Source organism: Kribbella sp. NPDC056951, assembly GCF_042674205.1.
GTDB lineage: Bacteria > Actinomycetota > Actinomycetes > Propionibacteriales > Kribbellaceae > Kribbella > Kribbella yunnanensis.
The window spans coordinates 1,067,988-1,087,788 of the sequence record NZ_JBHUQZ010000002.1; the positions used below are offsets into that span (position 1 = coordinate 1,067,988).

General features: G+C 67.4%; 18 protein-coding genes. 10 read left to right on the forward strand and 8 right to left on the reverse strand.

Features of this window, described 5'->3' with window-relative positions:
* The first annotated feature begins 58 nt into the window (after positions 1 to 58).
* Positions 59 to 682, forward strand: a complete 624-nt coding sequence (locus ACFTSF_RS12295; RefSeq protein ID WP_380153890.1) for an SAM-dependent methyltransferase — start codon at positions 59 to 61, stop codon at positions 680 to 682.
* Here ACFTSF_RS12295 and ACFTSF_RS12300 read toward each other — a convergent pair.
* Complete coding sequence (locus ACFTSF_RS12300; protein WP_380153891.1) at positions 679 to 4,161, reverse strand: indolepyruvate ferredoxin oxidoreductase family protein; 3,483 nt, start codon at positions 4,159 to 4,161, stop codon at positions 679 to 681. The two genes, ACFTSF_RS12295 and ACFTSF_RS12300, sit on opposite strands and share 4 nt — an antisense overlap.
* A 157-nt stretch (positions 4,162 to 4,318) precedes the next feature.
* Between ACFTSF_RS12300 and ACFTSF_RS12305 the strand changes: the two genes are divergently transcribed.
* The 4 genes from ACFTSF_RS12305 to ACFTSF_RS12320 all read left to right on the forward strand — a co-directional run bounded on the left by ACFTSF_RS12305 (position 4,319) and on the right by ACFTSF_RS12320 (position 7,565).
* Complete coding sequence (locus ACFTSF_RS12305; protein WP_132414440.1) at positions 4,319 to 4,768, forward strand: Lrp/AsnC family transcriptional regulator; 450 nt, start codon at positions 4,319 to 4,321, stop codon at positions 4,766 to 4,768.
* Positions 4,769 to 5,078: 310 nt separating this feature from the next.
* Positions 5,079 to 6,044: a hypothetical protein gene (locus ACFTSF_RS12310; protein WP_380153892.1), complete on the forward strand. Its 966-nt coding sequence runs from the start codon at positions 5,079 to 5,081 to the stop codon at positions 6,042 to 6,044.
* 26 nt (positions 6,045 to 6,070) lie between these two features.
* Positions 6,071 to 6,574: a nuclear transport factor 2 family protein gene (locus tag ACFTSF_RS12315; RefSeq protein WP_380153893.1), complete on the forward strand. Its 504-nt coding sequence runs from the start codon at positions 6,071 to 6,073 to the stop codon at positions 6,572 to 6,574.
* 43 nt (positions 6,575 to 6,617) lie between these two features.
* Positions 6,618 to 7,565, forward strand: a complete 948-nt coding sequence (locus ACFTSF_RS12320; protein WP_380153894.1) for an aldo/keto reductase — start codon at positions 6,618 to 6,620, stop codon at positions 7,563 to 7,565.
* 4 nt (positions 7,566 to 7,569) lie between these two features.
* Here ACFTSF_RS12320 and ACFTSF_RS12325 read toward each other — a convergent pair whose 3' ends face one another.
* Positions 7,570 to 7,956 carry a MerR family transcriptional regulator gene (locus ACFTSF_RS12325; protein WP_344148415.1) on the reverse strand — a complete coding sequence of 129 codons (387 nt, stop codon included), beginning with the start codon at positions 7,954 to 7,956 and terminating at the stop codon, positions 7,570 to 7,572.
* Positions 7,953 to 8,423 carry a MarR family winged helix-turn-helix transcriptional regulator gene (locus tag ACFTSF_RS12330; protein WP_380153895.1) on the reverse strand — a complete coding sequence of 157 codons (471 nt, stop codon included), beginning with the start codon at positions 8,421 to 8,423 and terminating at the stop codon, positions 7,953 to 7,955. Before ACFTSF_RS12330 ends, ACFTSF_RS12325 begins: the two co-directional genes overlap by 4 nt.
* Positions 8,424 to 8,522: 99 nt before the next feature.
* On the opposite strand from ACFTSF_RS12330, the gene ACFTSF_RS12335 reads away from it, so the two are divergent.
* Positions 8,523 to 8,786 (forward strand): hypothetical protein, encoded by a 264-nt coding sequence (locus ACFTSF_RS12335; RefSeq protein WP_344148421.1) that lies wholly within the window; start codon positions 8,523 to 8,525, stop codon positions 8,784 to 8,786.
* A 4-nt stretch (positions 8,787 to 8,790) separates the two neighbouring features.
* Positions 8,791 to 9,468: a phosphatase PAP2 family protein gene (locus tag ACFTSF_RS12340; protein ID WP_380153896.1), complete on the forward strand. Its 678-nt coding sequence runs from the start codon at positions 8,791 to 8,793 to the stop codon at positions 9,466 to 9,468.
* On the opposite strand, the gene ACFTSF_RS12345 is transcribed toward ACFTSF_RS12340, so the two are convergent.
* The 5 genes from ACFTSF_RS12345 to ACFTSF_RS12365 all read right to left on the reverse strand — a co-directional run bounded on the left by ACFTSF_RS12345 (position 9,413) and on the right by ACFTSF_RS12365 (position 15,962).
* Complete coding sequence (locus tag ACFTSF_RS12345) at positions 9,413 to 11,104, reverse strand: DUF885 domain-containing protein (RefSeq protein WP_380153897.1); 1,692 nt, start codon at positions 11,102 to 11,104, stop codon at positions 9,413 to 9,415. The two genes, ACFTSF_RS12340 and ACFTSF_RS12345, sit on opposite strands and share 56 nt — an antisense overlap.
* 114 nt (positions 11,105 to 11,218) lie before the next feature.
* Positions 11,219 to 12,862 (reverse strand): phospholipase C, encoded by a 1,644-nt coding sequence (locus ACFTSF_RS12350; RefSeq protein ID WP_380153898.1) that lies wholly within the window; start codon positions 12,860 to 12,862, stop codon positions 11,219 to 11,221.
* A 24-nt stretch (positions 12,863 to 12,886) separates the two neighbouring features.
* Entirely contained in the window at positions 12,887 to 14,155 is a 1,269-nt protein-coding gene (gene efeB, locus ACFTSF_RS12355; protein ID WP_380153899.1) for an iron uptake transporter deferrochelatase/peroxidase subunit, read from the reverse strand.
* Positions 14,152 to 15,210: an EfeM/EfeO family lipoprotein gene (locus ACFTSF_RS12360; protein ID WP_380153900.1), complete on the reverse strand. Its 1,059-nt coding sequence runs from the start codon at positions 15,208 to 15,210 to the stop codon at positions 14,152 to 14,154. The genes efeB and ACFTSF_RS12360 overlap by 4 nt, the downstream gene beginning before the upstream one ends.
* Positions 15,211 to 15,494: 284 nt before the next feature.
* The gene (locus ACFTSF_RS12365) at positions 15,495 to 15,962 is read right to left on the reverse strand and encodes a hypothetical protein (RefSeq protein WP_380153901.1); all 468 of its coding nucleotides are present in this window, start codon (positions 15,960 to 15,962) and stop codon (positions 15,495 to 15,497) included.
* 158 nt (positions 15,963 to 16,120) lie between these two features.
* On the opposite strand from ACFTSF_RS12365, the gene ACFTSF_RS12370 reads away from it, so the two are divergent.
* From ACFTSF_RS12370 to ACFTSF_RS12380, 3 genes are all read left to right on the forward strand, one after another.
* On the forward strand, positions 16,121 to 16,594 hold the full coding sequence (locus tag ACFTSF_RS12370; RefSeq protein WP_380153902.1) for a hypothetical protein: 474 nt from the start codon (positions 16,121 to 16,123) through the stop codon (positions 16,592 to 16,594).
* Complete coding sequence (locus ACFTSF_RS12375) at positions 16,591 to 18,717, forward strand: bifunctional polysaccharide deacetylase/glycosyltransferase family 2 protein (protein ID WP_380153903.1); 2,127 nt, start codon at positions 16,591 to 16,593, stop codon at positions 18,715 to 18,717. Before ACFTSF_RS12370 ends, ACFTSF_RS12375 begins: the two co-directional genes overlap by 4 nt.
* 118 nt (positions 18,718 to 18,835) lie before the next feature.
* Positions 18,836 to 19,777: a zinc metalloprotease gene (locus ACFTSF_RS12380; RefSeq protein ID WP_380153904.1), complete on the forward strand. Its 942-nt coding sequence runs from the start codon at positions 18,836 to 18,838 to the stop codon at positions 19,775 to 19,777.
* The last annotated feature ends 24 nt before the right edge of the window (positions 19,778 to 19,801 follow it).

Consider the following 19,801-nt stretch of genomic DNA (forward strand, 5'->3'; position numbering starts at 1 on the left):
GTTGCCGGAACAGCAACGAAGTTTGTCGATCGGGCTATCGAGGCCGGAGGCTGGTCACATGACGACAGCAGAAGAACATTGGGACGCCCGGTACGCCGAGAGCACCCGGATCTGGAGCGGTAAGCCGAATGCCGCACTGGTGGTCGAGGTGACCGGCGTGGCTCCCGGGCGCGCGCTTGACCTCGGCTCAGGCGAGGGCGGCGACGCCATCTGGCTGGCCCAGCAAGGCTGGCAGGTGACCGCCGTCGACGTCTCGCCGATCGCACTCGGCCGGGCCGCCGAGCACGCCAAGGAAGCCGGCGTCGAGGACCGGATCGAGTTCCAGCAGCACGAGCTCGGCAAGACATTCCCCGCCGGAACCTTCGACCTGGTGTCCGCGCAGTTCCTGCACTCGACGATCGACCTGCCTCGCGAGGAGATCCTCCGTGAGGCCGCTGCCGCGGTCGCCGTCGGCGGCATCCTGCTCGTGGAAGGTCACCTCGAGTTCCCGATCAAGTCCCACCACGAGGCGCATGGCGACGTTCACTTCCCGACGCCGGCCGAGGTCGTCGCCGACCTAGGCCTCGACGACGGCCGCTGGGAACTCCTCACCACTGCCGCCCACGACAGCGTCAAGCTGATGGACGGCAAGGAGTTCCACTACCAAGACGGCACCGTGAAGGCCCGCCGGCTGTCGGTCTAGGCCGGCGGTTCGACACCCAGCTTCCGGAGCTCCTCGGTGTATCGGTCGACGTTGCGCAGCTTGACCGACTCGTAGCCGCGGACCAGGTCCGGCATTTCGGCGAGCTGCACAGCGCGGTCGTACGACGCCTGGTCCAGATTGGCAGCCAGGTCGAGGACGAGCGTGCGGTAGTGGTCGCGGAGTGACCGCTCGACCTTGCGGAGGTGGGCATAGCCGAAGAGGTCGGCGCGGGTTCCGCGGAGCGACTTCAGCCGGGCCAGCGCGCGGAGCGTGCCGTGCGACTTGGGGCCGAACGAGATCTTCTTCGTGCGGCCCATCGCCCGCAGTACTGGCGGGTGCAGCTTGAAGGAGACCACGCCGCCGGGGAACGCCTCGCCGGTGGAGTCGAGGAACTCCGGGTCGGTCAGGAGGCGGGCAACCTCGTACTCGTCCTTGTAGGCGGTCAGTTTGAACAGGTTGCGGGCAACTGCCTCGCTGAACCGCGTGTCCGTGGTGACCGCCTGCTCGGCGGCCGCGACCTGCGCCACGAGGGCGACGTACGAGTTGGCCAGCTTGACGTTCTGGTAACCGACCAGGTCGGTGGCGCGCTGAGCGACCAGGCGGTGCAGCTCACCCTGGAAACCGGCAGCAGCAACCGATGCCGGTACGTCGCGCGCCACCTGCCGGGCTGGGGTCGCTCCGGCGGCGTTGAAGGCCGCTGGGTCGGTGACCGCTACGCGGCCCCAGCGGAAGGCGGCTACGTTCGCGGCAACCGCGGTGCCGTTGATCTTGATGGCTTCCTCGATGGCCGCGGCCGGGAGCCGGAGGGCGCCGGTCTGATAGGCGGCGCCGACCAGCAGGAAGTTCGCGGCGATCGTATTGCCGAAGATCCGTCCGGCGGCCTCGAGTGCGTCGAAGTCGAACAGCTCCGCGCCGGCCGTGCGGACCCGCTCCAGCAGGCCTGCCTCGTCCGGGTGCTGAACGGCCGGGTCGTAAACCATCGCGCCGGTGGCGGTGCGGCTGGTGGAGACGACCGTCCGGGTCGAGGCAACGTTGCCGTAGGCAAGGTTTCGGTCCTCGGCGAGGGTGAGCAGGTCGAATCCGAGGAAGCAGTCCGCGGATCCGGGCGTGAGGCGGTTGGCCGGCTCCAGGTCGCCGGCGGCGAACCGCAGGTGGCCGGTGACCGGTCCCGCCTTCTGGCTCAACCCCGTCTGGTCGAGCGACTCAGCGGCGTACCCGACTCGAAGTGCGGCCGTCGCGAGCACCTGGTTGACGGTGACGATGCCGGTACCGCCGATGCCGGCCAGGAACACGTTCTGGGTGCTGGTGACCCGCTCTTCGGCACTGCTCGGCGCGACCGCTGGCGGAGTCGGGAAGGCCTTGCGCTTCGGGGCGGCTTTGCTTCTCGCGGGCGCAGTCTCCACCGTCACGAACGACGGGCAGTCACCGTCGAGGCAGCTGTAGTCGGTGTTGCAGGAGGTCTGCTCGATCCGGGTCTTGCGACCGTACTCGGTGTCGACCGGCTGCACCGACAGGCAGTTGCTCTTCACACCGCAGTCACCGCAGCCCTCGCAGACCGCCTCGTTGATGACGACGCGCTGCGTGCGGGTGGGCAGGCTACCGCGCTTCCGCTGACGGCGAGCGTCGGCGGCGCAGTGCTGGTCGTAGATCAGTACCGTCACGCCAGGGATCTCGCGCAGCATCCGCTGGGCCTCGTCGAGGCGGTCGCGGTGCCAGAGCAGTGTGCCGGGTGCGAGGTCGCGGCTGCGGTGCCGGTCCGGCTCGTCCGCACAGACGACGATCTTCTTCACGCCCTCGGTGTGCAGCTTGTGCGTCAACTGCGGCACGCTGAGCGCACCCTCGGCGTCCTGGGCGCCGGTCATCGCGACGACGTCGTTGTAGAGCACCTTGTAGGTGATGTTCACCCCGGCCGCGATACAGGCCTGCACCGCGAGCTGACCGGAGTGGAAGAACGTACCGTCGCCGACGTTCTGGAAGATGTGGCCGGCGTCGGTGAACCAGGCCTGGCCGATCCACTGCGCACCTTCGCCGCCCATCTGAGTGACACCGGTGACCGCGCTGTCCTCGCGGTCGGAGATGGTGACCATGGCGTGGCAGCCGATCCCACCGCCGCCCATCGACCCCTCGGGGAGTCCGGTGGAACGGTTGTGCGGACAGCCGCTGCAGAAGTACGCCGACCTGCTGGTCGACAGCAGCGGGAGCGGGATCCGCTTCGGGGTGGGCGGTGTGATCGCGACCAGCTCGGCCAGCAGGTGCCGCATCGGGGACAGCAACCGGCCCGAGGTGAGCTCGCCGTCCGCCGGAATCAGCGTGCGGCCGTCGGCGTCGCGCTTGCCCACGATCTGTGGCGCGTTCGGCGTGCCGTAGAGGATGTCGCGGATCTGCGTCTCGACGAACGACGTCTTGTCCTCGACCACGACGATCCGGTCGAGGCCCTCCGCGAACGAGCGAATGGTGCCCTGGGCAACCGGGCTCATCAGGCCGAGTCGCAGTACTCGGACCCCTGCCTGGGTAAGCGCTTCGGGAGTGACACCGAGATCGGTCATCGCCTGACGCATGGAGTCGTAACAGCTGCCCGAGGCAACGAACCCGACGCGCGCGTGGGCCGAGTCGATGTCGACGACGTCGAGCCCGTTGGAGACGGCGTACTGGCGAACGAGCTCGGTCCGCGGACCGACCAGGTCGGCCTCGGCGCCGACGATGGCGTCGGGGCGAAGAACCATCGGGCGCTGCTTGTAGGTGTAGGGCTTGCCGTCCCACTCAATGGTCGGCACGACCGGAACCACCCGGCCGGTGTCGTCGCCGACTGCCCAGGCACCGTCGGCGACATCCGCCACGATCTTCAGCGCGACGACACAGCCCGTCGTACGGGACATCTCGATCGCGTGCAGACCGAGCGTCACGATCTCGGCCGCGTTGCGCGGGAAGAGCACCGGGATCCCCAGCGCGGCCAGGGACCGCTCGCTCACCGCGGGTACGGTCGACGACTTCGACGCCGGGTCGTCACCGACCAGCAGGACGGCGCCGCCGCGCGGATTGACGCCGTACATGTTGGCGTGCCGCAGTGCGTCGGTGGCGCGGTCGACGCCCGGGCCCTTGCCGTACCAGAAGCCGGTGACGCCGTCGTGGGTGCCGACACCGAGCGGCAACTCGATCTGGCTGCCCCACACCGAGGTCGCCGCGAGCTCCTCGTTGAGGCCGGGCACGAACCGGACGTCGTTCTCGTCCATGACGTCCTGCAGATCCGCCAGCAGCTTGTCGAGCCCACCGAGCGGACTGCCCTGGTAGCCCGAAACGAACGACGCGGTCCGCAGCCCTCTGCGCCGGTCGAGCGCACGATGCTCGACGAGCAGCCGCGCGATCGCCTGAACGCCGGTCAGCAGCGTCGAGGGTCCGGACGGCCGGAAACGGTCGCCGAGGTCGTACGGCGGCGCGGCGAGCCGCTCCACTGTGATCTCGGCGGGGGCGATGGTGGTCATCGGCTCTCCAGGGGGTCCGCGGCGGTTCCCACGAGCCTGGGGGCTGGTGGGCCCGGTCACAAGAGTCATCGTCGAGTTTGGCGACGATCCGCAATCTCCACGACTCCGTGCGGCTCTGGGCCGCAACAGATCCAGTGTCCGAGGTAGAGTCTGTTGCGTGCCCGAACCGGCGACCCTCGACTCCACCGACCGCGCGATCCTCGACCTGCTGCGCGAGAACGCCCGCCGCCCGCTCCGCGAGATCGCGACCGCCGTCGGCCTCACCGTCGCGCCGGTACAACGCCGGATCGCCCGCCTGGAGAAGCTCGGCGTGATCGAGCGGTACACCGTCCAGATCAACCACGGCCGGATCGCCACCGGCATCGAAGCGATGACCGAACTCCACTTCGCCGACGACCTGGACCTCGCCCAGATCATGGAGTTCGTCGCCCAGATCCCCGAAGTCAAAGAGGTCCTCACCCTCGCCGGCGACCCCGACGCCCTGGTCCGCATCCAGGTAGAAGGCGTCGAAGACCTCCGCCGAGTAGTCAGCTCCCTCCGCTCCGCCGAAGCCATCGCCAGCACCAAAACCCTCGTCGTACTAGAACAATGGACCCGCCGCGGCTAAGTCGACCGGAGGCGTGCTCAAGCGCGTGCAGCATGCCATCACCCGCGACCAAAGCCACCGTGGCACAGGCCCACCCACCACCGCCGCGACCGAAGCCACCGTGCCGAATGCGACCAGTGTGCCGCCGACTGTGGCCTCTGTGTCGCCGGAAATCGGTTGCCGACGACACGGTCCGCGCAGTCGCCGATCGAGTGGGCGTCGAGGGGTGCGACTGAAGCCACCGTGCAACTGGGCAGTTATCCACAGATTGTGAAGTCGGCGGTTTTCGGGGCTCCGAAGTCCATATGTTCTTGGGCAAAGGAGGTGCTCGATGAGTGCTGGCAGGAAGGTCAAGCGCCGCGTGAGCGGCAAGCAGTGCAAGGACGGGGACCGGCTGCACCCGGTGCTGGTGCCGTTGACGATGACACAGGTGGACCGCCTGGTGCGGCTGGCCGAGGACGCGAGCTCGGCCCGCGGGTTCCCGATGCGGTACGACGGGTCGGGTGCGCTGCTGCCCGTCGGCGACGACGGAGTTCCAGCGGACGGCGGGATGTCCGCCGGCCTCGTCAATCTCGCCCGTACCGTCGGCGGGCTGCCGCGGCAGCAGTGGCGTGCTGCCGTGTCGGCGCACTTCGATCAGATGGCCCCGGGTGGTGCGCCGCCGGCGGTTCCGGAGGATCTGGACAACGAGCTCTACCTGCGCCTGGTCGACGCGTCGACGATCAACCCGGAGTGGGCCGAGCGCGTTCCGGAGTTCGTGCCCGGCCTGCGGATGGCGCCGGCCACCTACGCCGGCCGGTCGGTCGCGATGCACTTCGACCTCGACAGCCTCGGCCTCCCCTGGCACGACATCAACCGGATCGGCCTGGCAAACCTTCGCCGACTCAAGGACACCGTCGAGTACGTCGACTGCCAGGGCGCGCAGGTCGCGATGCTCAGCGGCTCCATGTTCACCGCCTCCCGAGCGCTGGTCCTCGACACCGTCCTGCGCGAGTCTCTGCACGTCGAGAATCCCCCGTTCGGCTGCGTCGTCGCCATGCCCGCCCGAGACCTGCTTCTCGTGCACGTGATGCGGGACCCGGCGGTGGTCTACGCCATGCTGGAAATGACCAAGATGGCGACCCGCTGCTACTCCGAATCACCAGGCGCCGTCAGCCCGCACATCTATTACGTGACAGACAACGAGTGGCATCAGCTGACCGACTACAGCACGGGCGCGGTCGACCTCAGGCGTGTCCCCCGCTTCTCAGCCGCGATGCACCGCATCGAAGCCGAGGCGCGAGCCGACCTTGCCTGACCTTATGGATGTAGTGAAATCGAGTCATGCCTCCCTCCACATCTGATGACAAAGCCTCGGCAGCTGTCGCAGCTCTCCGTGCTGCCGCGGAACGCGGAGATGCTGACGCGCTCACGGACCTGTTCGCACCGGACGTCGTCTTCCACTCCCCCATGACGATGCGGCTGTCGTTCGAGGGCAGGGACGAGGTCGTCGCCCTGCATCGCGACATCTTCGCCGTACTGGAGGATCTGCAGACCACCGAGCCGCTCAGTCGGGGTGCTCAATGGTCGTTCTCCTTCAGTGCAACGGTTCGCGGGGTGCCGCTCGAGGCTCACAATCTGCTGCGCTTCAACCCGGACGCTCAGATCGCCGAGAACACGATCTTCGTCCGGCCGCTACCGGCACTGGCCACGCTGTTCGCAACTCTGCCGCCGAGGGTTTCGACGAGGCGTCGGAGCCGGCTGCACGGAACTGTTGCCGGGCTGCTGGCCCTCCCGCTCGCCTTCGCGTTGCGCACCGCCGACCGGCTGGTTCCCAAGTTCCTTTGAATCGGCTTGACCTGGAGCGCGCTCCAGGAGGAACGCTGCCGGTATGAGCAGACTTGACCTTGCCTTGGGTGCGATGGAGTTCGGGACCAGGATCGATGAGAAGACGTCGTTCGCCCTACTGGACCAGTACGTCGCGGAGGGTGGCGTGTGGATCGACACGGCAGACTGTTACGCGTTCTGGCAGTCGGACAGTGGCTTTGGTGGGCAGAGCGAGGAGTTGCTGGGGCGGTGGTTGGCACAGCGGCCCGGTGTGCGGGACAAGGTGCGGATCGCCACGAAGGTCGGGTGGGAGCCCACGGTCGTCGGCGGCTATCCGGAGCAGTGCGAAGGGCTCGGTACGGCGGCCATCGACGCGGCACTCGAGACGTCGCTGCGGCGGATGGGGATCGACCACATCGACCTGTACTGGGCGCATCGCGACGACCGGAACACGCCGATGGAAGAGACGATCGCTGCCTTCGGAAAGCATCACGCGGCAGGCACCATCGGCAAGGTGGGCTTGTCGAACTGGGCGCTCTGGCGCGTCGAGCGAGCTCGGGGACTCGCAGCACAGCTGGGCGTGGTGGAGCCCAGCGCGTCGCAGCTGCGCTACTCGTACGTGCAGCCGCGGCCGTTCGTTCGCGGGCACGTCCACAATCACCGCTTCGGGTGGATCACCGACGAGGTCCTCGACTTCGTCGAGAATCAGCAGGACTGGGACCTGTGGGCGTACACCCCGCTGATGGCGGGTTCCTACGAACGGGACGACCGGCCGCTCGACGAGGCCTACGAGCACCCGGGAACCACCCGGCGGCTGGAGGCGCTCGGCAAGGTGGCTGCGGAGCTCGGTGTCAGCCGGAGCAGCGTCGTCGTGGCCTGGCTGTGTGGCGGCACTCCCCCGGTTCGTCCGATCGTCGGCGCGAGCCGGCCGGAACAGCTCACTGCCGCGATCACGGGTGCTCGTCTGGAGCTCGCGCCGGAACTGCGCGCGGAGCTCGACGCGGCTTGGTAGCTCGTCAGGCTCGGGCGGACTTCTCGGCTTGCCGGGCGCCGTAGTACTCGATCTTGTCGTCCAGTACGCCGAGGGCCGCGTCCATCCGGGCCATGTGTTCGATCAACGCGGCCCGGCGCTCGCGCAGGAACTCAACGCGTGAGGCCGGGTCGCCCGCCGTACGAAGCAGTGTGGTGAACCGTTGGATGTCGGCGATCCCCAGCCCGGCGTCGCGGAGACAGCTCACGACCCCGATCCACGCGATATCACCTTCGGTGAAGACCCGCCGCCCACCGGGCAGCCGCTCGATCGGGCCGATCAGTTCCTCGCGTTCGTAGTACCGCAGAGTGTCCAGGCTGAGCCCGGTCACATCGGCCGCCTCGCCCGGTGAGTACTTACCGTTCCGCGTCATGCGATCGATTTTTCCACGCCGGTTGCGGCGGCGATGACTCTGGTGAGTCGGCCATGAAGGTCCATCAGCTCGTCGATGTCCATGCCGAGGCGCTCGACAATGGCCGGCGGTACGGCGAGTGCCTGGTCGCGAAGCACGCGGCCTTGCGGCGTGAGGGCTACGGCCAGGGAGCGTTCGTCGGTCGCGGAACGATCGCGGCACAGGAGACCGGCGGCTTCGAGGCGTTTGAGCAACGGCGACAGGGTTGCCGGTTCGAGCTGCAGCATTCGCGACAGGTCCTTCACCGAGACCGGCTCGTGCTCCCACAGCGCAAGCATCACCAGGTACTGCGGGTGCGTCAGCCCCATCGGCTCGAGGACCGGGCGGTAGAGCGCGATCACCGTCCGGGCGGCGACCGCCAGCGCGAAACAGACCTGGTGCTCCAGTGCCAGGGGGTTCTGATCCGCCGTGATCTCGGTCTCGGTCATGTGCTTAGTGTAGCAACTTTATGTAGGCTAATGATTAGCACACTAAGTATTGGAGAGATCGTGGCCCAGACCCAGCGACGCCGGCGCACACCCCGCCCGATGAACATCGAGACCGTTCAGCGTTGGGTCGCGTCCGCCATCGTCTTCCACGTCGGCAGCGTCCCGGCCGTCACCCTCGCCGTCTACAGCATCGGCATCGCGAGCGACGACTTCGGCCGCGGTGTCGGCCTCTGGGCGATGTCCGGCGTGATCGGCCTCCTCACGGTGGCCGGCATCCTCGCCATCTTCCGCCGTACTCCCCTGTCCCCATGGCTCCTGCTAGGCATCGCCCCGACTGCTGTGACCGGCTTGTATATCTTCTAACCGTATGAGGACAGCGCGCGTGGTAGCCGGGCTAGCAGTCGTCGGCCTCGGTACGACGGTCTTCGCCAACCTCGCCGACGCTGCCACCGAAGGCGATGACCTAGCGGCCTTCGACCCCCAACTGACCACGACCTTCATGAATCACCGGGTCGCCGCGCTGACCCCACTCGTCCGAGCCATCACCCACCTCGGCGAGATCTGGGTCCTGACCGCACTCACCATCGTTGTCGCGCTGCTGCTGCGGTTCTTCACCCAGCGCTGGCGCCCCGCGCTCTTTCTGGCCGTCGGCATGCTCGGCGCCGCCGCCCTCACCTTCGGCTTCAAACTCCTGATCGGCCGCCACCGCCCCGACGCCTCCATCGTCGTCGGAACCGTCAGCACCGGCTTCTCGTTCCCCTCCGGCCACAGCCTCAGCTCAGCCGTGTTCTTCCTCCTCCTAGCCGCACTCCTCTGGCACTCGAACGCCACCCGCCTCACCAAACTCGCCGGCACCGCCGCAGCCCTACTACTCAGCCTCGCCATCGGCCTCAGCCGCATCTACCTCGGCTACCACTGGGCAACCGACGTACTAGCTGGCTGGACCCTAGCCCTCACCTGGCTAGCCCTCCTCGGCACAGTCCAGTCGCTCAAAGGCGAGCGAGTGCGCGGCGGAGAGGATCGAGACCGAGCGAGCCTAGGTTGAGGGCGTCGCGGTGGAAGGTGCGCAGGTTGAAGTCGGCGCCTTGGCGTTGTTTGGCTTCGTCGCGCGCTTGCAGCCAGATGCGTTCGCCGAGCTTGTACGACGGCGCTTGGCCGGGCCAGCCCAAGTAGCGGTTCAGCTCGGCTTGCAGGAACTCGGTTTCCATCCGCGAGTGGGCGCGGAGGAACTCGAAGCCGAGATCCGCGTTCCAGGTCTCACCGGGGTGGAACCCGAAGGGGTTGTCCTGCGGAATCTCCAGTTCCAGGTGCATGCCGATGTCGACGATCACGCGGGCCGAGCGGAAGCCTTGGGCGTCGAGCATGCCGAAGCGGGCGCCTGGCTCGTCGAGATAACCGAGCTCTTCCATCAAACGTTCGGCGTACAGGCCCCACCCTTCGCCGTGGCCGGAGACCCAGCAGCCGAGGCGTTGCCAGCGGTTCAGCAGGTCGGCGCGGACCATCGTCTGGCCGACCTGAAGGTGATGGCCGGGGACACCTTCGTGGTACACGGTGGTGACCTCGCGCCAGGTGGCGAAGTCCTCGATGCCGTCGGGCACGGCCCACCACATCCGACCGGGACGAGTAGTCAGGTCCTCGCTCGGCGGGGTGTAGTAGATGACGCCTTCCGAGGTCGGCGCGATCATGCACTCGATCCGCCCGATCGCTTCAGGGATGTCGAAGTGCTTAGCCCCGAGCTCCTGTACGGCGCTGTCCGCGAGCTCCTGCATCCAGTCGCGGAACGCCTCCTTGCCGTGGATCTTGCGGGCCGGATCCGCGTCCAGTACGGCGGCCATCGCCGGGATACTGCGGTCGCCGCCGTTCAGCGCGGCCGCGATGGTCTGCATCTCCTTCTCGATCCGGGCCAGCTCTTGCCAGCCCCAGGCGTACGCCTCTTCCAGATCGAGAGTCGCGCCGATGTGATACCGCGAAGCGAGTTGGTAGACCTCGCGGTCGACCGCATCCCGCTCAGGTGCCTGCGGCAACAACTCGTTGGTCAGCCACTCGCCGAACTCGCCGAACGCCTTACTGGCCGCAATCGCGGCCGCTTCGACGTGCTCTCTGACTGCGGACTCAGGCGCTGTCGCGGTCAGCCCGATGAAGTAGTCGTTGCCCTCGGCACCGGTCCAGCTGGCGATCCGCTCGGCCAGCACCCGCACCTGACGTGCGGCCGAGACCCGACCCGCCGCGGCTTGCTGCAGGAGCGTCTCGCGGTACCCGTCGAGCGTCGTACCGACTTGGTTCAGCCGGGTGCCGAGCTGCTCCCAGTCCTCGTCGGTCGACGTCGGCATCAGGTCGAAGACCGCGCGGATCTCGACCGGCACACAAGAGATCCCGTTCAGCTCGTACTGCGGTACGCCGGCCTCGTACCGCTCGAGTTCGAGCTCGATCCGTTCCAGCAGCGCGTCCTTGGCCGTCTCCTCCCGTAACGAGGAGACGGCCACGGACTTCGCCTCGGCGATCGTCGATCGATGCAGCTCGATCAGCGCCTCGAAGCCATTCGGTGATCGATCCGGAAGCTTGTCGTCGTACCCCTGCATCCCCATCAGCGTCGCCGCGGCCGGCGACAACTCGGCATGGGCCGCGAGGAACCGCTCGGAGAGCTCGTCGATCGGGCTGGTGGGTGCCGTGGTGTCCGTCATCGAGCGACCGTACCGCCGTCACGGCCATGCCCGGAATGCCTTGCTGCGCAGGTTTTCCCGGGACTTTCGGACCCCTTTCCCGGTGGTCGAATTCAAGCCAGCGTTGGTATGAACTCAGTGTTTGGTGACGGCTCCGGTGCCGGGGTCGAGGATGACCGGGCGACTGTTCGGGCGGTGCCAGAAGTCGAACATCCCGGTCAGCGAGTCGGCCCGGGCGTCGTACGAGGCGTCGCCGATCCGGCCGGTCCGCCAGTTGTCCTCGATGAACTTGAGGATCGAGGTCTGGTCGGTGCGCTGGTGGTCGACATAGTTGGTCTTGCTGTACGGGCTGATGACCAGCAGTGGCTGGCGCGGGCCGTAGCCGCAGCGGTCCGCATAACCGCCGGCGGCGGGCTTGGTGCCGCACAGGGCCGCCTGGTCGTTGGCCGCGTCGCTCGAGCCGTTGACGTTCGGCGGTGTCACGTGGTCGTACCAACCGTCGGAGTCGTCATAGGCGACAACCACCGCAGTGGAGGCCCAGTCCTTCGACTTCTGCAACTCGTTGATCTTGCTGACCAGGAAATGCTGCTCGTCGAGCGGGTCGGAGTAGCCGGCGTGACCGTCCTGGTACTCCCCCGCCTTCAGGAAGCTCACCGACGGCAGGTTGCCGGCCTGTACGGCGGCGTCGAAGTCGGTCAGGTCGTATTGGTGATTGGCCTGGTCGGTGTGCCCGATCTTCGCGACCGAGGTCGGCGGCAGATGCTTGGGGTTGCTGGTCGACTTGTAGTACTCGAACGGGTTGTGGTGCGGGCTGTAGTCGACCACGGTGTTGCCACCGACGTTCTGGTGCGTCGCACCGCAGATCGAGTACCCGTTCGCGGTACCGGTCGGACGGAAGCCGCCTTGGAACCAGCCCCAAGTGGTGCCCTGCTTGGTGAGCAGGTCGCCGATGTTCTTACCGGTCATCACACCGAGCGCGTTCTTCGACGTGTGGTTGTTGCCGGAGCAGTCGTCGAAGGCGGGGTCCGGGTCGTTGATGACCGTGCCGACGCCGTTCGCGTCCGGGGAGGCGACCGTATACGCGTCGGTGACCTTCTTGCCCGTGACCGGATCGACGGCGTACACACCGTGCGTCTGCCCCGAGATCAGGTTGAGCGCCCCGGGCGTCGACGGGCCGAACACGCTGCTGTACGAGTTGTCGCTCATCGCGTAGTGCTGGGCGTAGTTCCACAGCCCGGTCACCGTGTTGCCGTCGTAGTGATCCATGACGAGACCGGGAGCGCCGTACAGGATCGGCTGGCCGGTGCACTTGTCGGTCTCGGTGTACTCGACGAACTTGTCGGCCTTACCGCCGTTGTACGCCTTCTGTTCCGCGCCGTACCCGTGGTTCTGGTCGCAGGTCATCGCCTGCTCGTGGCTCAGCCTGCTCGGGTTGTACTGGTTCGGGTTGTGCTTGAGCAGCGCGGGTGTCAGGCCGTTGATCCGCGGGGTGTTGCGCGCGGCGTGGAACTTCGTGCCGTCGGTGTTGGCGGCGTTCGGGTAGGTGCCGAAGTAGTGGTCGAACGAGATGTTCTCGTCGAAGATGACGACCAGATGCTTGATCGGTGTGCTCGCGCTCACCGGCGGCTGCGGATGATGGCCGCCGCCGTGATGCCACCAGCCGTCACCCGCCCAGGCCGGGCCGGCCACAGCGACCAGCGCCAGCGCGCTCACTCCGGCCACGCCGGCGATCGCCGCCGTACGGGTTCTTTTGCTCCAGTTACGCGGCTTGATGACCACGCATTCCTCCTTGATGGGAACAGCTCAGGTGAATAGCCCGCGGCCGAAATGGTCGTCGGTGTTCTGGACGCCGGGCAGGACGAGGAAGTAGCCGCCGCCGACGGGTTGGATGTAGTCGACGAGCGGCTCGTCGGCCAGCCGGTTCTGCACGGTCTCGAACTGGCGCTGCAGATCCTGCTGGTAACAGACGAAGACCAGCCCCATGTCGAGGTTGCCGACGTTGTCGACACCGCGGTCGTAGTTGTACGGGCGGCGCAGGATCCGGCTGTCGTCGCTCTGCGGGGTGCGCGGATTGGCCCGGCGGATATGGCTCGTCAACGGGACGGCCGCGCCGATCGGGTCGGCGGCGAAGTCCGGTACGTCGAACTCGTCGTTCCCGTCGAGCGGTGCGCCGGTATCGCGACGGCGGCCGACCATGTTCTCCTGCTCGTTGATCGACACGCGGTCCCAGAACTCGACCAGCATCCGGATCCGGCGCACGACCTGGTAGCTGCCACCGACGGCCCACGGCTGGTCGGTCTTCTGGATCCACACCAGCTTGTCCATCAAGGCTTTGTCGGTCGGGTCGAGGTTCGACGTACCGTCCTTGAAGCCCATCAGGTTGCGCGGGGTGCCGGCCGGTCGCGGTGGTGAACTGAAGCCGTCGTACCGCCATCGGACTTGCATCGCGCCGCGGGTGTGGCGCGCGAGGTCGCGCAGGGCGTGGATGACGGTGTCCCGGTTGTCGGCGCAGATCTGAACACTGAGGTCGCCGTTGGACTCGGCCGGATCGAGGTGGTCGTTGGGGAAGGTCGTCATGTCGGTCAAGCCGCGCGGCTTGCGCGCCGCCAGCCCGAACCGCTCGTCGAACAACGAAGCCCCGACCCCGACGGTCACCGTGAGCCGGTCCGCCGGGACGGTCGGCCCCAGTACGCCGGAGTCAGTCGGCGGCGCCGAAATGCCCGGATCGGGTGGTGTGCCGCCGGCCGTCAGGAAGCGAGCCCGGTCAGTCAGCGTCCGAAACAACTCGGCGAGCTCCGCCCGGTTGTCGACCAGCACATCGAACGCCACATGTACGGCGTGCGGCTGGGCCGGCGTGATGATCCCAGCCTGATGCACCCCATGGAACGGAACGGCAACTGCGGCCCCGCCCGACCGTCCCGCCGCGGGGGCAGCGCCCGAGCGGCCGGCGGCAGCAATCCCGCCGCCAGCACCCACCGCGACCCCAGCTACTCCGGCGCCGAGTGCGCCGCGCAGGAACGCCCGTCGACCCGCGCCCTGGCGCTCCTCACGACGCTTCTCGGGCGTGCTCACGAGATCCTCCGTACGTCGCCGATCGCGGCGATCGGGGCTAGTTCCTCGACGAGTTGACCGACCGCGGCATCGAGTCGCTCGTGGGTCCGCGGATCCAACGCGGTCGGTGCGATCCACGTGCCGTCCGACCGTTTCGCCGTACCGGCCAGGGCCCGGGTCTTCGCGATCCACGGGGCCACGCGCGACCAACCGGCGTACCGCTTGCTCATCACCGGTGCGAGCGCATTCAGCACAGCCTGCGTCCCGTCCAGGTTCGCCCCGACCGTCGCGAGTCCGGTCCCGCTGCCCTGGTCGGCCTGGCCGGTCAGCTCGAACTGCAGTGCGTTCTCCATGATCTCGTGGGCCCGCAAAGGCAGGTCGTTCGGATCAGTCCGCTCCTGCGGAAACTCGGCACGCAACCCCGCGACATCCGACCCGAGCTGCACACCAACCCGTACCAACGAGGCAGGCGATTGCCCGTGCCACAAGCCGTACTCGATCCGCCGCAACCCCACGAAGCCGCCATCCCGCACACCACCAGGCAACCCGTCCGGCAACCCATCAATCTTGTCCCCGAAATCGCCGAACGTGTCGTACGCCGCCCCCAACCGCTCATACGCCAGATGCGCCGTCAACCACGCCGTACGAGACACCCCCAGATCACCACTACGCAAGGCCCGAACCAACACCCCCACCGCGCGCCCCAAAGTCACCAGCCCATCGGTGACATACCCGCGGTACTCCCGCACCGGACCCGCAAGGTCCTGACCACTGACCGGCAAAACCGCCGCCACCTCAGGAGGAGGCCCGTCGGTAATCCGAATCTCCGGCCCCGTCACCGCCTCGGTGTCCTCACCAAAGCACCGGAACGCATAACTCCCCCGACCAAGCGTCACCCGCAACGGCCGCGTCGTGTTCGGAGCCAGCCCCTCAACCTCGGCGTAAACCCCACCAGTCCCCGGATCGATCAGATCGACCTCAGTCGTCACCGTCCCCGCGTTGCTCACCTGGATCGTCTGCAACCCACCCCGCGGACGCTCCCACCCGCCACCACAGTTCCCCCGCGCCACCGTCACGGTCAGCGGATCACCCGCCGGGCCACCCCCAGAACACCCAGCGACCGCAACCAAACACACAAGCAGCGCACCAACAAAACCCAAGCGCACAAGGAACTCCGAAGGGGTGAACGACTGATCACCCCGACGCTAAGCCGCCCAAACCCACTTGCTTCCACCAACGATGGAAACGTCCCCGAGAATTGCCCCCACGGCAACCCCGCGTTCGCCTACCCCACCCACCCGTTCACCGAAGCAAGACCGACTCGATCACCCCAGCCAACCCAGCCAGGTCCGAGAGTGTGTTACCTGAGCGCCGACAGGAACAGCTTGCAGGTGCCATCGACATCCGTTGCGACGACGACACTGCGCAGGACCGAGTTCCACCGGTCGTCTTCTATACCGCGAGGCTCCCGATAGGTGGCGATATTCCAGCCGTGACTTGTGCCGGCGACCTCGACCAGGGACGGAAGCAGGGTGGACCGCTTCAGCCCGCCTTTCAGCGAGCTTTCCTGGAGGAACCGGGGAACGCTGCCGCAGTCGGTGTTGAACGTGAGGTCGAAGCTTTCGTCCTGCCCGATGTACGAACCGAACCTCACCTCGCGCGCATCCTCGGGCAACGTGATTCCGTTGTCGCGTAGCGCCTTGTCGAGCGTGACGTGACCCGCGGAATCGCTGTAGGCACGCGGATCCGGGTTCGACTCCTCCCATACCGAGCAGCCGACCAGCACCGAACCCGCCGCACAGAGCGCCAGCAACGCGACGACGCTCACCCGAGAACCCCGGCGCGGCCGACGTGTCGTCCACCCACTCATGCACGCCACTCTCTCACCCCCCCGATGCCTCGCACCCTCAACGCACTGGGGATCGGTGGCAAGCAAACGTTTGGCTGGGAATGCTTGGTGGCAAAGGCGAGTAGGATCACGCGATTGTGAAGCCGCTCTCCGCCCGGAGTCCGGTGTTCGTGGACTCGTCCGGGCATCGCCGTCGCAGGATCCGCCGTCTCGGGGTGGTCTTCGCCGTACCGGTTGTGGGGTATGTGGTGCTGCTGGTGAGCAGTGTGCTGGGTGGGCCGCAGGTCGATACACCGTGGATTCCGTTGCCGGAGGCCGGTCGGCGGCCGCCTGCGCCTCGGGTGACGCCGGAAGTACAGCGTGCAACGGAAACCCCGAGGCCGACGAAGTCCGCGACGAACGGTCCTGGTTCGGTGCGGCCTGTTGTTGCACCCACCACTGTGCCGGTGGCGACGCCGAGTGCACAGCCGACCGCGACTCCAGCGACGGTGACGCCTTCGACACCTAGTACGGCGACGCCGACGGTGACCCCGGGGAAGCCGACTAAGACGCCGGGGCACGGCAAGCCGACGGCGCCTCCTGGGCGGACCAAGTCGCCGTCGCGCCCGTGACACGTGCTCGTCGGGCCCGTGAGGTTCCGCTGCGGACGCACTGGATCGTTCTGACGATTCTGCTCGTCACGCTGTGCGGTTCGTTGCTGCTGCATGGGTACACGCATCACCTCTTCGGTAGCGCGCCCGATGGCGCGGTGACTGCGGTGGGTTCGCACGACGCCGTACCAGCGAAGGTCGCTGCGGGTGGGCCGCTGATCGACGCGACGGCTGCCTCGCCGCGCTCGGCACGGCCCAAGGCGAAGACGATCGCACTGACCTTCGATGACGGCCCGGACCCGGTCTGGACTCCGAAGGTGCTGGATCTGCTGCGGGCGCAGCAGGTCAAGGCGACGTTCTTCGTGGTCGGAACCGAGGTGGCCGCGCACCCGGAGCTGGCGCGCCGGATTGTTGCTGAAGGCCACCAAATCGGCCTGCACACCTTCACCCACACGAATCTGGCGACCGCGCCGGGCTGGCGGCGGTCTCTCGAACTGCGCCAGAGCCAGCTGATCCTGGCGGGCGCAACAGGCGTCAGTACGTCGTTGCTGCGACCGCCGTACTCGTCCGAGGCAAACGCCCTCACGAACACCGACTGGTCGGCAATCAAGCAGGCCCGCGCGGCCGGCTATTTGACGGTGCTGACCACCCAGGACAGCGAGGACTGGCGGCGACCGGGCACCGCGCGGGTGATCGCCAACGCGACGCCGAAGGGCACCACCGGACAGGTGCTGCTGATGCACGACGCGGGCGGCGATCGAACCCAGACGCTCGACGCGCTGCAAAAGCTCATTCCAGCACTCAAAGCGCGACACTTCCGCTTCGCAACCGTGTCAGACACGGTCGGGATCTCCCAGCCGGTTCACGAGGCCAGCACGGTGGAGCGCGGACGAGGGCTGGCGGTCATCGGCGCGATGCGGCTGAGTGACGGCACGCTCGGCATCATCATGTGGCTCCTGTACGCCGCCGGTGCGCTCAGCGTATTGCGCGCAATCACCACGGTGATCGCGGCCAAGCGGCACGCGCGGGATCGCTACGAGCCACGCGGTGAGCCGGTAACCGAGCCGGTCTCGGTGATCGTCCCGGCCTACAACGAATCGGCCGGCATCGAGGCGGCGGTGCGGTCACTGGTCGCTTCCGATCATCCGCTCGAGGTCATCCTGGTCGACGACGGCTCGAGTGACGGCACTGCGGATCTGGTGGAGTCGCTGAACCTGCCAGGTGTCCGCGTCATCCGGCAGCCGAACGCCGGCAAGCCGGCCGCGTTGAACACCGGGCTCCGCGCGGCGTCGTACGAGCTGGTCGTCATGGTGGACGGCGACACCGTCTTCGAACCCGACGCGGTCCGGATGCTCGTGCAACCCTTCGCCGACCCGACCGTCGGAGCCGTGTCCGGGAACGCGAAGGTCGCCAACCGCCAAGGATTGCTGGGCCGGTGGCAGCACATCGAGTACGTCGTCGGTTTCAACCTGGACCGCAGGTTGTTCGACCTCGCCGAGTGCATGCCCACCGTGCCAGGCGCGATCGGCGGATTCCGGCGCGGCGCGCTCGAACGCATCGGCGGGCTCAGCGACGTGACGCTTGCCGAGGACACGGACCTGACGATGGCGCTCTGCCGGGACGGCTGGCGCGTGGTGTACGAGGAACGCGCGCGGGCGTGGACCGAGGCGCCCGCAAGTCTCGGGGCGTTGTGGAGACAGCGGTACCGCTGGTGCTACGGGACGCTGCAGGCGATGTGGAAGCATCGCGGCGCCTGGGTGCAGCGCGGTCAGGCCGGCAAGCTCGGCCGTCGCGGTCTCACCTACCTGCTGCTGTTCCAGGTCCTGCTGCCGCTGCTCGCGCCCGTGGTCGACGTGTTCGCGCTCTACGGGTTCCTCTTCCTGAACCCGTGGCGGGTCGGCCTGGTCTGGGCCGGTTTCCTGGCACTCCAGTTCGGCATGGGGCTCTACGCGTTCCGGCTGGACGGCGAGAATCCCGGTCCACTCTGGAGCCTTCCGCTGCAACAGTTCGTTTATCGGCAGCTGATGTACCTGGTGGTCATCCAGTCGCTCTTCACCGCACTGGCCGGGTCCCGGCTCGGTTGGCAGCGGATGGAGCGGTACGGCGGTTTGGCCCTCCCGCCGAAGGTCTCGACAAGCGAATGATTTCCCTGATTTTCCCGATTTTTCCGGCTTATCGCTTCCGGATCAGCGATCGGACTCGCAGTATTCCGGTCAACCGGCCGCCCGCCCGAAGCGGCCCGATCCGGAGGAGCGCACCCCCATGCGATCTCTCGTCCCCCGTCCACGAGCGCTGGCTGTTGTCCTGACCGGCGCAGCGCTCGCCTTCAGCCCGGTGACCGGGCAGGCAACGGCCAAGTTGCCGGCGGCACCGATGAACGACTGCTTCGTGCCGCCGGCCAGCGCGGCTGCCAAGGGTGGTCGTGGCGCCGACACTCGTGACGTGAGCGTGGCCGAGCAGAAGGCCATTCAGGCGCGGACCGCTCAGTTGCTGAAGGCAAAGGCTGCTCGGGGCGTCAGCGTTCCGAAGGGTGCGCTGGCTGCGGCCAGCGTCCCGGTCTACGTCCACGTGATGCGCGATGCCGCCGGCAACGGCGATGTGACCAACACGCAGATCGCCGACCAGATCGCCGTACTGAACAAGACATTCGCCGGCCAAGAGGCCCCAGGTACGGCTGCGAACACCGGGTTCACGTTCACGCTGGCCGGGACCTTCCGGTACAACAACAACAATTGGCACAAGGACAAGCAGAGCAGCACGTACCGCAAGCAGACCCGCAAGGGCGGTGCGAACGCGCTCAACATCTGGCTGGTCGACTTCTCGTACCTCGGCATCGCCACCTTCCCGTGGGACTACGCCCGCAACCCGGGGATCGACGGGATCCGCGTCCAGTACACGTCCCTCCCGGGCGGTACGGCGACCAACTACGACCTCGGTGAGACCGCGACCCACGAGGCAGGGCACTGGTTCGGGCTCTACCACACGTTCCAGGGCGGCTGCACGAGCACGAACGACGAGGTGTCGGACACTCCCGCGCAGAGCAGCTCGACGAATGGCTGCCCGGAAGGCCGGGACTCCTGCTCGCTGCCTGGTCTGGACCCGATCCACAACTACATGGACTACTCGTACGACACTTGCTACAACCAGTTCTCCCCGGGCCAGAGCTCCCGGATCAGCTCGATGTGGACGGCGTACCGCGCCTGAACCACCCGCTTGCAGCAGCCGCTC

What these genes read in the sequence shown, in the direction of transcription:
- ACFTSF_RS12295 (WP_380153890.1), top strand. Translation starts at nt 59, where the DNA reads ATGACGACAGCAGAAGAACATTGGGACGCCCGGTACGCCGAGAGCACC.
- ACFTSF_RS12300 (WP_380153891.1), bottom strand. Translation starts at nt 4,161, where the DNA reads ATGACCACCATCGCCCCCGCCGAGATCACAGTGGAGCGGCTCGCCGCG.
- ACFTSF_RS12310 (WP_380153892.1), top strand. Translation starts at nt 5,079, where the DNA reads ATGAGTGCTGGCAGGAAGGTCAAGCGCCGCGTGAGCGGCAAGCAGTGC.
- ACFTSF_RS12315 (WP_380153893.1), top strand. Translation starts at nt 6,071, where the DNA reads ATGCCTCCCTCCACATCTGATGACAAAGCCTCGGCAGCTGTCGCAGCT.
- ACFTSF_RS12320 (WP_380153894.1), top strand. Translation starts at nt 6,618, where the DNA reads ATGAGCAGACTTGACCTTGCCTTGGGTGCGATGGAGTTCGGGACCAGG.
- ACFTSF_RS12325 (WP_344148415.1), bottom strand. Translation starts at nt 7,956, where the DNA reads ATGACGCGGAACGGTAAGTACTCACCGGGCGAGGCGGCCGATGTGACC.
- ACFTSF_RS12330 (WP_380153895.1), bottom strand. Translation starts at nt 8,423, where the DNA reads ATGACCGAGACCGAGATCACGGCGGATCAGAACCCCCTGGCACTGGAG.
- ACFTSF_RS12335 (WP_344148421.1), top strand. Translation starts at nt 8,523, where the DNA reads ATGAACATCGAGACCGTTCAGCGTTGGGTCGCGTCCGCCATCGTCTTC.
- ACFTSF_RS12340 (WP_380153896.1), top strand. Translation starts at nt 8,791, where the DNA reads ATGAGGACAGCGCGCGTGGTAGCCGGGCTAGCAGTCGTCGGCCTCGGT.
- ACFTSF_RS12345 (WP_380153897.1), bottom strand. Translation starts at nt 11,104, where the DNA reads ATGACGGACACCACGGCACCCACCAGCCCGATCGACGAGCTCTCCGAG.
- ACFTSF_RS12380 (WP_380153904.1), top strand. Translation starts at nt 18,836, where the DNA reads ATGCGATCTCTCGTCCCCCGTCCACGAGCGCTGGCTGTTGTCCTGACC.